The 13,023-nt window shown below is 61.4% G+C and carries 11 protein-coding genes; 8 read left to right on the top strand and 3 right to left on the bottom strand.

Annotated features, from left to right (window positions below; genetic code table 11):
- Positions 1-2 precede the first annotated feature (2 nt).
- The 8 genes from ABE472_RS12810 (at position 3) to ABE472_RS12845 (ending at position 7,937) form a co-directional block, all read left to right on the top strand.
- On the top strand, positions 3-3,395 hold the full coding sequence (locus ABE472_RS12810) for a hypothetical protein (protein WP_346466354.1): 3,393 nt from the start codon (positions 3-5) through the stop codon (positions 3,393-3,395).
- Positions 3,396-3,409: 14 nt separating this feature from the next.
- Positions 3,410-4,303, top strand: a complete 894-nt coding sequence (locus ABE472_RS12815) for an RHS repeat-associated core domain-containing protein (protein WP_346466355.1) — start codon at positions 3,410-3,412, stop codon at positions 4,301-4,303.
- Positions 4,304-4,308: 5 nt separating this feature from the next.
- Positions 4,309-4,626 (top strand): hypothetical protein, encoded by a 318-nt coding sequence (locus ABE472_RS12820; protein ID WP_137188916.1) that lies wholly within the window; start codon positions 4,309-4,311, stop codon positions 4,624-4,626.
- Positions 4,627-4,912: 286 nt separating this feature from the next.
- A complete protein-coding gene (locus tag ABE472_RS12825) occupies positions 4,913-5,353 on the top strand; it encodes a D-Ala-D-Ala carboxypeptidase family metallohydrolase (protein WP_346466356.1) in 441 nt (146 codons plus the stop codon).
- A complete protein-coding gene (locus tag ABE472_RS12830; RefSeq protein ID WP_346466357.1) occupies positions 5,350-5,934 on the top strand; it encodes a hypothetical protein in 585 nt (194 codons plus the stop codon). Before ABE472_RS12825 ends, ABE472_RS12830 begins: the two co-directional genes overlap by 4 nt.
- Before the next feature lie 164 nt (positions 5,935-6,098).
- Complete coding sequence (locus ABE472_RS12835) at positions 6,099-6,536, top strand: RHS repeat-associated core domain-containing protein (RefSeq protein WP_346466358.1); 438 nt, start codon at positions 6,099-6,101, stop codon at positions 6,534-6,536.
- Positions 6,537-6,764: 228 nt separating this feature from the next.
- Positions 6,765-7,097: a hypothetical protein gene (locus ABE472_RS12840; protein WP_313211092.1), complete on the top strand. Its 333-nt coding sequence runs from the start codon at positions 6,765-6,767 to the stop codon at positions 7,095-7,097.
- A gap of 327 nt (positions 7,098-7,424) precedes the next feature.
- Positions 7,425-7,937: a hypothetical protein gene (locus tag ABE472_RS12845; protein ID WP_346466359.1), complete on the top strand. Its 513-nt coding sequence runs from the start codon at positions 7,425-7,427 to the stop codon at positions 7,935-7,937.
- Positions 7,938-8,158: 221 nt separating this feature from the next.
- Here the strand turns inward: ABE472_RS12845 and ABE472_RS12850 are convergent, their stop codons facing one another.
- The 3 genes from ABE472_RS12850 to ABE472_RS12860 are packed head-to-tail and all read right to left on the bottom strand — an operon-like array spanning position 8,159 to position 13,015.
- Positions 8,159-11,236 (bottom strand): efflux RND transporter permease subunit, encoded by a 3,078-nt coding sequence (locus ABE472_RS12850; protein WP_346464343.1) that lies wholly within the window; start codon positions 11,234-11,236, stop codon positions 8,159-8,161.
- Positions 11,233-12,333: an efflux RND transporter periplasmic adaptor subunit gene (locus ABE472_RS12855; protein ID WP_346464341.1), complete on the bottom strand. Its 1,101-nt coding sequence runs from the start codon at positions 12,331-12,333 to the stop codon at positions 11,233-11,235. The genes ABE472_RS12850 and ABE472_RS12855 overlap by 4 nt, the downstream gene beginning before the upstream one ends.
- Before the next feature lie 49 nt (positions 12,334-12,382).
- Complete coding sequence (locus ABE472_RS12860) at positions 12,383-13,015, bottom strand: TetR/AcrR family transcriptional regulator C-terminal domain-containing protein (RefSeq protein ID WP_019184505.1); 633 nt, start codon at positions 13,013-13,015, stop codon at positions 12,383-12,385.
- Between the last annotated feature and the right edge of the window lie 8 nt (positions 13,016-13,023).

Raw genomic sequence — 13,023 nt, forward strand, 5'->3', positions numbered from 1 at the left:
ACGTGTACGACAGCTTCCAACAGCTTTGCAAATCAGTGGAGCCCGAATCCGGCGCAACGGTCATGACGTACGACCCGGCAGGCAATCTGTTTTGGAGTGCTGCGGGATTGACATTGACCTCTTTGAGTGATTGCGAAACATCGGTCGCGCAATCATCTGGACGGCGTGTGGATCGCAGCTACGACAGTCGCAACCGGCTCAGTCGGCTGAGTTTCCCGGACGGCAACGGCAGCCAGGACTGGAGCTACACCGCAGACGGCAAGCCATCGCAGGTGGTTACAGCGAATAGTGGCGGTCGGCAGGTCATCAATACCTATGCTTACAACAAGCGCGGGCTGATAGTCGGTGAAACGATGCAGCAGCAGGGCGTGGGCATATGGACAATGGGCTATGGCTACAACGGCAACGCGGCGCTGGCCAGCCTGCAGTATCCAAGCGGTCAGGTCATCGCTCTGGCGCCGAATGCGTTGGGGCAGGCGACGCAGGCGGGACCTTACGCATCAGGAGCTCGCTATTACCCGAACGGGGGGTTGCGATCATTCACTTATGGGAATGGCATCGTGCGCAACATGGTTCAGAACGCACGGGGCATGCCGGCACGAGCAATTGATACAACCGTCCTCGATACAACCTTCAGCTATGACAGCAACGGTAACGTCACCGCTACGGTGGACGCTGTCGAGCCTGCCAAATCCAGGCAGATGCAGTATGACGCGCTGGATCGCCTGACTTATGCGAAGTCTTCGTCGTTCGGTGGGGATGGTACGTACCGATACACCTACGACGTACTGGACAACATTCGCAGCGCCAAACTCGGTGGTGTAAAGCAGCACAATTACTGGTATGACGCACGTAATCGAATGACGACGGTGAATCTGGATGACGGGAGTGCCGTCATCGGTATCGCCTATGATGCGCAGGGAAATTTGGCAAAAAAGAACGGCGATGTTTTCAGTTTCGACTACGGCAATCGTCTGAGGGACGGTGCGGGTCGAGAGAGCTACGCCTACGATGCGCAAGGTCGCCGCGTTGGCAGCTACAGTGCAGCATTGGGCGACATTCTTTCCTTCTACGGAAATGATGGCGTGCTGCGTCGCCAGCACAACAAGCGAACCGGGAAAGAGCTGGAGTACATCAGTCTTGGCGGAAGTTTGGTCGCCGAGTTGGAGAGTCTGGTGGTCCTTGGGACTCCCTCTCTAAGTGGCCCAGCCACTGTAGCTACCGGCACCTACACAGCGGCTTGGACCAGCGTTGGCAATGCAAGTCGCTACGAGCTGCATGGCTCCATCAACGGAGGTGCCTCATGGACAGCGGTTTACAGCGGTCCGGCTGCCTCCTACACCGTGACGGGCGCTTCCACTGGGGCCCGCTCCTATAGAGTCCGGGCTTGTCAGGGTTCAACCTGCGGCGGCTGGAGCATTGCTCTGGTGGTTCAAGTTCTACCGATACCGTCAAGTGCGCCCGCGCTGGTTGTACCTGCGGCGGGTCTCAACGGAAGCTACACGGTCTCGTGGGCGGCCGTTGCCGGCGCCACGCGTTACGATATCGAGGAGCGTGCGGGCTCAGCTGCATGGAGATCCGTTCATGGCGCCAGTAGCACCAGCGTTTCATTGACTGGTCGCGCGGCTGGTGCATATGCGTACCGGGGGCGGGCATGCAATGCCTCCGGCTGCAGCGGCTGGTCAGTAGAGCACGCGATGACTGTTATCTACCCTTCTGCCTCCGCGCCTGCCATCACGGCACCGACCAATAGCGGTACGGGTGCGTATACGGTGAGCTGGTCGACAGTGGCGGGCAGCACACGCTACGAACCGCAGGAGCGCCTGGGGGACGGAGCCTGGACCAACATCTCGGCGACGACGGTAGAGTCGCTCGCGGTTTCCGGCAAGCAGACGGGAAGTCACGGGTATCAGGTTCGTGCTTGCAATGCGGCCGGCTGCAGCCCTTGGTCGAACACCGTGACTACGATTGTGCTGCTGCCGCCCGCGGCGGCTCCGGCAATCTCTTTGCCCACCAACAACGGGAGCGGCGAATACCAGGTCACCTGGAATGCCGTCCCGGGTTCGGTAGAGTATGTACTCGAGGAAAGGATCAACGGTGAAAGCTGGATTCAGCTGCAATCGGAGGCGGCCACCCTTTACGCTGCCACAGGCAGGGGCAATGGCGCCTATGGCTACCGCGTGCGCGCCTGCAACAGCAGTGGTTGCAGCGGCTGGTCGGCGGAAAAAACAACTACAGTACTGCGTGCTCCGGTTGGGCCAATCCTCACGACGCCAGCGACTAACAATACCGGGGCATGGATGGTTACATGGCCCGTTGTGTCTACGGCAACGTCGTATCAGCTGGAGGAAAGTGTTAATGGGGCTGCGTGGAAAAGCGCGCAAACCTCCGCCGGCTTGAGCTGGGCCACCACCGGTCGTGGTTCGGCCACCTATGGCTACCGTGCGAAGGCATGCAATACCAGTGGATGCAGTAGCTACTCGGCATCCGTCTCCACGGTGGTAACTCTGCCGCCCAGCAGTGCGCCCTCTCTGACTCTTCCGGGAAGCAGCACCAACGGCGCCTATACGCTCTCTTGGGCGAGTGTAGGGACGGCAACCAGCTACTTGATCGAGCAGCAGTCAAACGGGGGCGCTTGGTCGTCAGTGAAGTCTACGAACGAGCGCAGCATTGCCTTCAGTGGTAAGGGAAATGGCACCTACGGATATCGAGTAAAGGCCTGCAATGATGGCGGTTGTGGCACCTGGTCGCCGACGGCGGCCACCACAGTACTGCTGAAGCCGAGTGGCACGCCGACCCTTACCGCTCCGACCGGCACCAGTGCTGCCTATACGGTTAGTTGGACCACTGTAGCCACCGCAGGCACCTATGTGCTGGAACAGAACATCGACGGTGGGGCGTGGAGCGCGCAGCAGGACACGGCCGCCACAAGTATCGCCCGCGATCCTGCCACCTCCGGCAAGTACGGTTATCGGGTAAAGGCGTGCAACGGTTCTGGCTGCGGAAATTACTCAGCTACCAAGGTAGTGACGGTCCTGAAGCCGCCCCGCGGCACGAATGTGGGCTACGCGCATCAACGCAACTACTACGCGGGGCCGCATAACAGCGAGTACTCCCTGTGCACGGTCAGCTGGTCGTCATCGCCATATGCAGATCGATACGAGCTGAGCGCGCCTGGTGGGCTCAGGCTGCTCTATTCGGGGTCGGCGACATCGGTGACATCGCCGATGTACTCGGCCAGCTATTGTGCGCCCAGCTACATCGTGCGCGCGTGCAACGCAGCAGGCTGTTCGGGGTGGTCGCAGCCCTATACCGGCGCGTTCGAACAAGAGCCACACCCGGGCGACGGCGATCCGGGACAGCCGCCACGTAAGCCGGGCGAGGTGATCCCATGATGCGGGGAGGGATATTGCACCGGCTGCTGAGGCTGACTGGCCTGACGGCGCTGGTTCTGTGTGGGCTCGCAATAGCGTCGCTACAGGCGCAGGGACAAACGGTCACCTACATCCATACCGATGCCTTGGGCTCGGTAGTAGCCAAGAGCGATGCGAGCGGCAAAGTGATCGAGCGCATCAGTTACGAGCCTTATGGCGCTGTCGTAGGTGCGCCGGTTGCTGATGGCCCGGGGTATACGGGGCATGTGAGTGATGCTGCTACTGGACTAAGCCAGATGCAGCAGCGGTACATGGATCCGCAGCTGGGGATGTTCCTCTCGATCGACCCTGTGACGGCGTATGAGCAGCCGGTGGGTCAGTTCAACCGATACCGGTATGCGAACTCGAACCCTTACAAGTTCACGGATCCAGACGGGCAGAGTGCCACGCTTCTCATCCCTATCGTGGTTATCCCGATCGTAGTCGCAACCACCTATTACGCTACGACAAGTTCAGAACAGCGTGCAGATCTCGGCAATAAATTGGAAAGCGCTGTAAGGGGGGTGTTCCAGAAGTCCGAGTCGACCCCGCAGCAACCAGCTCTTCAGGGCGATGGATCGATAGCGTCTGAGGGCGCCTCGGGGAATCGATTTCCTGATCGAGCGCTGCCAACCAAGCCTAGTGGCGAGCCAGCGCCTGATCCTGATGCGGGCGGGCCCCATACTCAATTGGGACAGAAAGAAGGCAGAAACGGAAAGTATGACCAGGCCCGTGAGTTCGATGGGCAGGGCAGGCCGGTCAAGACAATCGACTTTACTGACCATGGGAGACCTGGAAGCCATACAAGTCCCCATGAGCATCCTTACGAGTCTAACGGTACTGGTGGGACACCATCCCGGGCGAAGGCCCGGCCACTCAATGGAGGCTGATCGCGATGAATACTGACGAATGGGGTTTTCCGATAACCGGATCAAAAGTCAGCCAGGTGCTCAGAGGGCACTTCAGCCCGGAGGATATCTGGGAGCTGTCCTCCTTGGATGTTCCATCTGGAGAATTGAAAGCTCCGTCGCTCGATGTACTAAGAGAAAAGCTCTCTGAACAAGGTTCTCGCATTTCTACCGCAGGGTTATGCGAGGCTTTGGAAGGTGCTCCCCAGGTCTGGATCCTTGACATTCGCTTGGCTTCCGACAGAAATGTCGTGCTGTACATTGAAGATGGCGAAATATTCGAGATCAACCTTGAACGAGCCTAGGTACGCTTTGTACCTGGTGCGCATGTGGTAGGTCGTAGGTTCGATTCCTATTTCCGGCACCAGATACAGCAGAAAGCCCCGGCCTTGGTCGGGGCTTTTTGTTTGGGGCGGCGTGGAACTCATTGATTGGTGAGGGATTCGTTGCGAGCCGATCGTCGCAAGCATCAATGCTGCTCGTTGCGGAAGGTTTGCATCCGTATGGGTGTTGAGGGGCGCATTCGGAAGCCTGGCTTCCAGAGCACTTATGACTGAGCAGGGTCGGACCCTGACCAAATAGCTCGAAGACATGAAGCTTGGAGCTTTAGTTTGCAAGAGCGAATGCAGCAAAGTGCGGCATCAATCCCCTAGACTCGCCTTTAGTCGCCAGGCGATTGGAGAAAGCAGCAATGGGCTATCAGTTGTGGACCCGGCCTTTGCCGGATCTGAAGTGACGACCAAACTGCTCAACTTCAGTGATAAATCCGGCAAGAATGTCGAAGCGACTAGTGGCCGAAGAACGGTGGAGCAAAACCGAACGGTGGGTGGCGCTAGTCGGAGCCAGCACCTACAGGGCAACGCGGCAGACATACGGATCAATGGGAGCACAGCTAAGCAGACCGCTGATGCGGCCCATGGTTCCGGCGAATTCAACCGGGTCAATCAATATACTGATGGCCGCGGCGTTCATGTGGATCTTAAGCAGGATGGAACGCAGGGACGTTTCACTGACTGGAAACCCAAAAAATGAAGATAATCTCCGGCGGAGCTTGGCTCATGATGCTAGTGGCATGCAGCCCTGCTCCCTCCGACGTAAGGGATCTGGCCAAGCAGACGCCTACTGAAGCTGTCCCCTTGGTGGCAGGCATTGATGCCAGCAGTGGCTCCCTTGCGGGCCTGCGTATTGGGATGACCAAGGACCAGCTTTTCGCAGCCGGCAATCCCATCATTGAACGTTCGGTTATGCAGGAAGGAGACGAGTACATAGTCATGGATGTCTCGTTACCCGACGGTCTGGTTGTCGAATGCTGGTTCGACCAAGGCAGGATAGAGAAGCTGCGGACCATCTCCGAGGGATTGTTAGATGAGAAGGGAGTTGGTGTTGGCTCCACGTTGGTGGCGCTGAAGGCTGCCTATCCGGACGGTCGTCTTGTCACGGGAAATGAAGACGGCAGGCGCTATGCGAACTTCGTCAACCGCTCCAGAGTGGTCTTCGAGATGGACATGGCTGGGCTTCCACAAGCGTGTTTCCACGATGAAAGCAAGGAATGCGAGGTGCATCCGAACTTGCGTGTGCATGGCGTTGTCCTGTATTCCGGTCCAAGCACGTAGGGCAGGTGTTCCAGGCAAGTCTAGTGACTGGATTGGCCTGGGATGTTCAAGGCCATCTCCAGCTACGCAATGGGCGGAAGTCCGACTTCAACTTTGGCAATAGGCTGCGTGAAGTGAAGGAGGAGGCGGAGCGCTAGGCCTACAATTCCTATAGGCGGAGTGCGGTGGCGCACGATGCCCAGAGGCAACGCCTGCGCGCGATGTATTCGTTGGCCGGAAAGGTGGTGCACGAAGAGCGACGAGGAAAGGGCGCCTCGGAGTACATCTATGTAGGTGGTCGACTGCTGGCGACCCGCAGCTCGACAGGTGTTAGCTGGACGCATGTGGATGCGTTGGGCAGCCCGGTCGCTGTCACGGATCGCACAGGCAGCGTTGTCGAGCGCGGCCGGATTGAGCCGTATGGTGCCGAGTTGGGTGGGCAGGTCAAGGATGGGCCTGGCTACACCGGGCATGTGAGCGATTCGGCAACAGGTCTGGTTTACATGCATCAGCGGTACATGGATCCGCAGCTAGGGATGTTCCTGTCGGTTGATCCGGTGACGGCTTATCAGAAGCCGGTTGATCAGTTCAATCGCTATCGGTATGCGAATGGCAATCTGTAAAAGTTCAAAGACCCTGACGGTCGCATTGTCGAGATCGTATGGGACATTGCCAACATCGCGACGAGTACGATCAGCGCTTTAGCCAAGGCAACGTGGGGGCGGGTATTGTCGCCGGCGGGCTACATCAAATATGAGAACGCAGGTAAGCAAGGTGTTGATCCATATTCAGGAAAGACCCTGCCCAATTCCAAGTCGCATTTTCCAATCAAGTAGCGGGAGAAACGTCACATGAACGAGCATCGATCAGACACTTTTCAACATCTAAAAGGCAAGTATGTAACGTTGACCGTCGAGGATGAGCAGCTTCGGGTTGGAACTGATGATGGATGGTCGCTTCATATTTATAACGGATACACGCTCTCCTGCGGCGTGCGGATGGGCGCACTGACACATGCGTCGCTCCGATTGAAATTGGTCGATTGCCTGGTCGATGACGTCAAAATGACCATGATGTTTTCGGGCGATAAATTTCTCACCGTCGACTTGACGGACGACGGATACTCCGGGCCGGAGGCCATGCAGCTGAACGGGCCCGACGGTAGCATCGTTATCTGGGGCTGAGCCTGCTTCTTCAGATAATGATGAATAGCGCATTTCTGAAGATAATGAAGGGCAAGGACGAACGCATCCTAGCTGCATGCGGTTTCAGTGAACTTGCCCGTGCGTGGGCGCGGTGACGGCTTATCAGAAGCCGGTTGATCAGTTCAATCGCTATCGGTATGCGAATGGCAATCCTTACAGGTTCACTGATCCGGATGGGCGGCAGGCACTTAAGATGCCTATCCCTTGCATTATCACTTTGCCTTTAGATAATCGTGGCGGGAACATCCAGCAAAACGAAGACTCATCACGGGGGGTGGGGTGGGACTAGATATGATGACTGGTTGTTTGCGGAAGCTGAAGTTGCTCTCGGTTCTGTCGGATGCGCAACCGCCAGACAATCCGATTATTGCTAATGGCTGGGCGGGGATTGCATTTGACAGAAATTGCTATGCGGATCTTGCCCCGACAGACGTTTGGAATGCCTGGTTGGATGTGCATATACGGCAGTCCCGCTCATCTAGCGCAATAGGGATTGCGTCCTTTGAAGACCTGGCTGCCGGCAAAGAAGAATGCAGCGTGGAGCCCGATCTTGACTCGCTGCGCCGGTATTGGATGGAAGGTGAGCGGTTTCTGCGCGATCACTACCTGTTTTCGTCCTCGTTCAACTGGGTGGTTCGCCTCGATCAGGACGTGACCCTGTTTGCGGCAGAGCGAGATTTCATGCGCGAGGTGATCGACCGTCTTCATGGTTTGAGCGGTGTCATGGAGCGAATGGTCGAGGATTTTGACCCTGGAGAAGACGATCCGGTTGGGTTGCGAAGATTTCTGTCTGACATCACAGATGAGCTGCGCCGTTGACATGTTCGTAAGTGCCTTGCCATAACTTTGTCGATGAGACTTCGATGGCGGATGGCGCATCTGTACATGCTGCATTTTGAAGTGCAACCGTATCTATGCAGCAGGTGATGCAGCCAGCGTCAGCTTGGCAGCAGGCTCAATTTCTGCTCCGGACACCACATGCAGCAAAAAGCCCCGGCATTGGCCGGGGCTTTTTGTTTGTGGCGAAGCCGACAGTCACCTCACTCCGCACCACTCCCCGCCGGATGCGCAGACCGCCGCCGGAACTTCCGCGACAGCCAATCCCCCGCATCATCCACCACGGTGAAGGCCGCCGGAATCACGATCAGGCTCAGCAGCGTGGAGGTGATCAATCCGCCGATCACGGCGATCGCCATCGGCGCACGGAAGCTTGAATCCCCGGCAAAGCCCAGTGCGATCGGCATCATGCCCGCGCCCATCGCCAGGGTGGTCATGATGATCGGCTGTGCACGCTTGCGGCAGGCATCGATCAGCGCGTCGTGCTGGCTCATGCCGTGCTCGTCTTCGGCCATCACCGCGTAGTCCACCAGCAGGATGGAGTTCTTGGTGGCGATGCCGATCAGCATCAGCAGGCCGATCAGCGCCGGCAGCGAGAGCATGTTCTGCGTGATCAGCAACGCGCCGAACGCACCGCCGGCCGACAGCGGCACCGCCGCCAGAATGGTGACCGGCATCAGCGCGTGGTTGAACAGCAGCAACAGCACCATGTAAATGCAGATCAGTCCGGCGGCCATCGCCAGCATGAAGCCGATGAACAGCTCGACGAACACTTCCGCATCGCCGGTGTTGAGGAAGGTCACGCCCGGTGGCAGCTGTTTGACGCCCGGCAACGCCTGCACTTCGGTCATCACATCGCCCAGAGGGCGACCGTTGAGCTCGGCGGTGAGGGTCACGTTGCGCTGGCGTTGGTAGCGCGAGATCTGTGAGGGACCACTGCCTTGCTGGATATCGGCGACAGCCGCCAGCGGCACCGGGCCATTTCGGCCGGGCACGCGCAGCTGGCTGATCAGGCCCGGGTTGGCAAGGGTGGCTTCGGCAAAGCCGACCCGGATCGGTACCTGCCGGTCGGGCAGGTTGAGCTTGGCCAGGCGCTGCTCGTAATCGCCAGCCGTGGCGATGCGGGCGGCCTCGGCGATATCGGCCGTCGCTACGCCCAGGTCCGCGGCGCGAGCGGGGTTCGGCACGATCTGGAGTTCCGGGCGCAGCAGAGAGGCGGTGGAGGTGACGCTGCCCAGGCCCTGGATGCCGCGCAGGTCGCGCTCCAGCGCGGTGGCGGCATCCTGCAGGCGTTGCGGGTCGTCACCGGAGAGCACCAGCTGCAGCAGGTTGCCGGGCTCGGAGCTGACATAGCTGACGCGCACGCCGGGCAGATCGGCCAGACGCTCACGCGCCTCACGTTCCAGCACGCGCTGGTCGCGGTCGCGCCCGTCGGCGCTGCCCCAGTCCAGCACCAGGGTCGCCTTGCGCGGCTCACCGACGCCGGTCGCACCCGGGTCGCCCAGGTCGAGCACGCTGCCGACCGCGGTATAGACCTGCTTGAGTTCGGGCATGTCCTTGAGCAGTCCGCGCGCGTGTTCGGCGACGGCCACGGTCTCCTGCAGGCGCGTGCCCGGCGGCAGTTCGAGATTGAGGTTGCTGCGGCCCAGATCGGACTGCGGGATGAAGGTGGCCGGGATGAACGGCACCAGCGCGAGCGACGCGACGAACAACCCGGTGGCCAGCCACAGGGTGCGGCCGCGATAGCGCAGTGCGGCGTCCACCCAGCCCAGGTACCACGTCATCAGCCTGGATTCCGGCTTCTCCTCGCCATGCGGCTTGAGCAGGTAGGCGGCCATCATCGGGGTGAGCAGGCGGGCCACCAGCAGCGAAAACAGCACGGCGGTGGCGGCGGTCCAGCCGAATTCGCGGAAGAACTTGCCGGCGATCCCGGGCATGAAGGCGACCGGCACAAACACCGCCGCCAAGGTCAGCGAGGTGGCGATCACCGCGTTGCCGATCTCGCCGGCCGCTTCGCGTGCAGCTTCCAGCGGCGGCTTGCCCATGCGCAGGTGGCGCACGATGTTCTCGATCTCCACGATCGCATCGTCCACCAGGATGCCGACCACCACCGACAACGCCAGCAGCGTGATGATGTTGAGGGTGAAGCCGAAGAAGTACATCACCGCGAACGTCGGAATGATCGACAGCGGCAGCGCCAGCGCCGACACCCAGGTTGCGCGCCAGTCGCGCAGGAACAGCCACACCACCAGCAGCGCCAACAGCGCGCCTTCCCAGAGCATGGTCATCGAGGAATCGTAGGAGCGGTGGGTCTCGTCGATCGCCGTGGTGACCAGGCGGAAGTCGATGCCGGGATGCTCGGCCTTGATCTTGTCCAGCGCGTCATGCACGCCGGCTTCCACCTTGACCTCGCTGGAGCCGCGCGTACGCGACATCGAGAAGGCCACCACGCCCTTGCCGTCCAGCAGGGCGGCCTCGGTGGGATCGGCAGCGCCATCGGTCACCGTGGCCAGCGTGGAGAGCCGCACGGCGCGCCCGTCCGGCAGGGCGATGGAGTAGTCGCGCAGTGCCTGTGCGTCACCGACGGTACCCAGCGTGCGGATGGTCTGCTGCGCGCCTTCGACCTCGGTCTTGCCGCCGGCACGCTCAACCTGGATGCGGGCCAGCTGCTGCGATACATCGCCGGCGGTGATGCCCATCGCGATCAGCGCATTGGGATCCAGGTCCACCCGCACCTGGCGCTGCACGCCGCCTACGCGGGTGACGCGCGCCACACCGGGCACGCCGTACATCGCACGCGAGATGTCACGGTCGACGAACCAGCTGGCCTCATCGGTGGTCATGTGCGGGGCGACCAGCGCATAGGTCATCAGCGAACCGCCGATATCGACCTTGGAGATCACCGGCTCCTGGATGTCCTGCGGCAGATCGGTGCGGATGCGGGTGACCGCGTCGCGGGTGTCGTCCAGCGCGGTGGCCAGATCGGCTTCCAGCTGGAACTCGATGGTGGTGGTGCTGACGCCTTCGCTGACCGAAGACATCACGCGCTTGACGTTGTTGACCGTCGCCACCGAGTCCTCGACCTTGCGGGTCACCTCGGCCTCCAGCTGGCTGGGCGAGGCGCCGGGCTGGGTGACGGTGACGGTGGTCATCGGGAAGGCGATGTCCGGGAAGCGCGCCACCGGCAACTGATGGAAACCCCACAGGCCGGCCACGCACAGCACGAAGAAGATCAGCAGCGCAGGCAACGGGCGTTTGATCGCCCAGGCGGAGATGTTCATCGTGCGGCGGCCTTGGTCGCAGCGACCACACGCACGCGGTCGCCCTCACCGAGGAAGCCGGCGCCATCCACCACGACCTGGTCACCGGCCTTCAGGCCTTCAAGGATCGCAGTGCGGCCCTGCACGGCCTGGCCGGTGCTGACGCGGTGGCGGGTGGCCTGCTGCTTGTCGTTCACGGTGAACACATAGTTGTGGCCGTCGCGCTGCACGATCGCCGCGGTCGGGATGGTCAGCACCGGGCCGTCGCCGGTGACGATGCGGCCATCCACGTAGATGCCCTGCTTGAGTGGGCCGGGGGCTGGCAGGTCGGCATAGATCGTGCCGGTGCGGGTCTGTCCATCGACACCCGGGGTGACCGCGCGGATGCGGCCACTGACCACCTGGCCCGCATACGGCAGCTCAACCGTGTTGCCGACGGCGACATCGGCCAGCTGGTTTTCCGGCAGCTCCGCACGCCACTCCAGGCGGCCATCGCGGATCAGGCGCAGCAGCTCGGTACCGGCGGAGACCACCTGGCCCGGTTGCACCAGGCGCTTGGAAATCAGGCCGTCGGCGGGTGCGCGCAGGTCGGCGAAATCGCGGCGCAGCTTGGCCGCGTCGCGCGCGGCACGTGCGGTGGAGGTCTGCGCTTCGGCATTGATGCGTGAGGCGCGCAGCTCATCCAGGCTGCTTTCGCTGATCAGTTGCTGGGCGGCCAGCTTGGCGCTGCGCTCGTAGTTCATGCGGGCCAGTTCCTGGGAGGCCTGCGCCTGTCGCAACGAGGCGTCGGCCTGCGCCAGCTCGCTGTCCAGGGTGCGGTGGTCCACCTGCAGCAGCACCTGGCCCTGCTTGACCCATTGCCCCACGTCCACCAGCAACGCGGTCACGCGCTGGCCGCTGATCTCCACGCCCAGCTGCATTTCTTCATAGGCGGTCACCGGCCCGGAGACCAGCACCGTGCGGGCCATGGTCTGCTGCTGCGCGGGCGCCAGCGAGACCGGCAGCGCGGAGCTGGCGGCCGTGGCGTCGGCCGCGGCCTTGTCGTCCTTGCCGCCGCAGGCGGACAGCAGCGCGACAGCCAGGATCAGGGAAAAACTGCGGAGGTAGGGTGCACGCATCGAGAGGCTTTCCGGGTCGGAACAGCGGGAAAAGAAAGGAATCGGGAAATCAGGATTCGCGCGACAGGCGTCGTTCGATGCCATCGAGCATCAGGCCCAGCCCCTGCTCGAAGCGGGCGTCGAAATCGACCTCGCTCCATGCATCACGGGCCTGCCAGCAATGGGGGAAGCGCGCCTCGGCCAGCGCCATGAAGGCCTCACCCAGCGCTTCCATGCTGCCGTCGCCGGGCCAGGACTGCTCCTCGATCACGAAGCCCATCGTGTAGTACACCAGGTCCATCGCCGCGGTCGCGGCAAAGCGTGCCGGCGCGCCGGCGCCCATCAGCGCGGCGATGCTGGCCTCACCTACCCGCAGCACGTTCTCGGTGGCCAGGAAGGTGCCCGCATACACCCGCGCACCATCGCGGCGCGCTTTGAACGCCAGGCGGAACTCACGCCCGATCTGCAGCAGCGTCTGCCGCCATGGCTGTCCGTCGGGAATCACGCGAGCGACGTCGCAGATCATGGCGTCGGCCATGGCGTCGATCAGCGCCTGCTTGCTCTTGAAGTGCCAGTACAACGACGGCGCCCGGATGCCCAGCGAGCAGGCCACTTTGCGCAGGGTAATGCCCTCCAGGCCGGCCTCGTCGAGGATCCGGAAGGCCGCCTTGACGATGTCTTCCCGCGCGATGGGTTGGCGCACTGTGCTCT

Origin of the sequence: Stenotrophomonas sp. TWI809, assembly GCF_039673205.1 — a bacterium.
GTDB lineage: Bacteria > Pseudomonadota > Gammaproteobacteria > Xanthomonadales > Xanthomonadaceae > Stenotrophomonas.

Excerpts from the sequence above, each read along its gene's own strand:
- ABE472_RS12840 (WP_313211092.1), top strand. The coding sequence starts at position 6,765 with ATGAACGAGCATCGATCAGACACTTTTCAACATCTAAAAGGCAAGTAT.
- ABE472_RS12830 (WP_346466357.1), top strand. The coding sequence starts at position 5,350 with ATGAAGATAATCTCCGGCGGAGCTTGGCTCATGATGCTAGTGGCATGC.
- ABE472_RS12850 (WP_346464343.1), bottom strand. The coding sequence starts at position 11,236 with ATGAACATCTCCGCCTGGGCGATCAAACGCCCGTTGCCTGCGCTGCTG.
- ABE472_RS12825 (WP_346466356.1), top strand. The coding sequence starts at position 4,913 with ATGAAGCTTGGAGCTTTAGTTTGCAAGAGCGAATGCAGCAAAGTGCGG.
- ABE472_RS12855 (WP_346464341.1), bottom strand. The coding sequence starts at position 12,333 with ATGCGTGCACCCTACCTCCGCAGTTTTTCCCTGATCCTGGCTGTCGCG.
- ABE472_RS12820 (WP_137188916.1), top strand. The coding sequence starts at position 4,309 with ATGAATACTGACGAATGGGGTTTTCCGATAACCGGATCAAAAGTCAGC.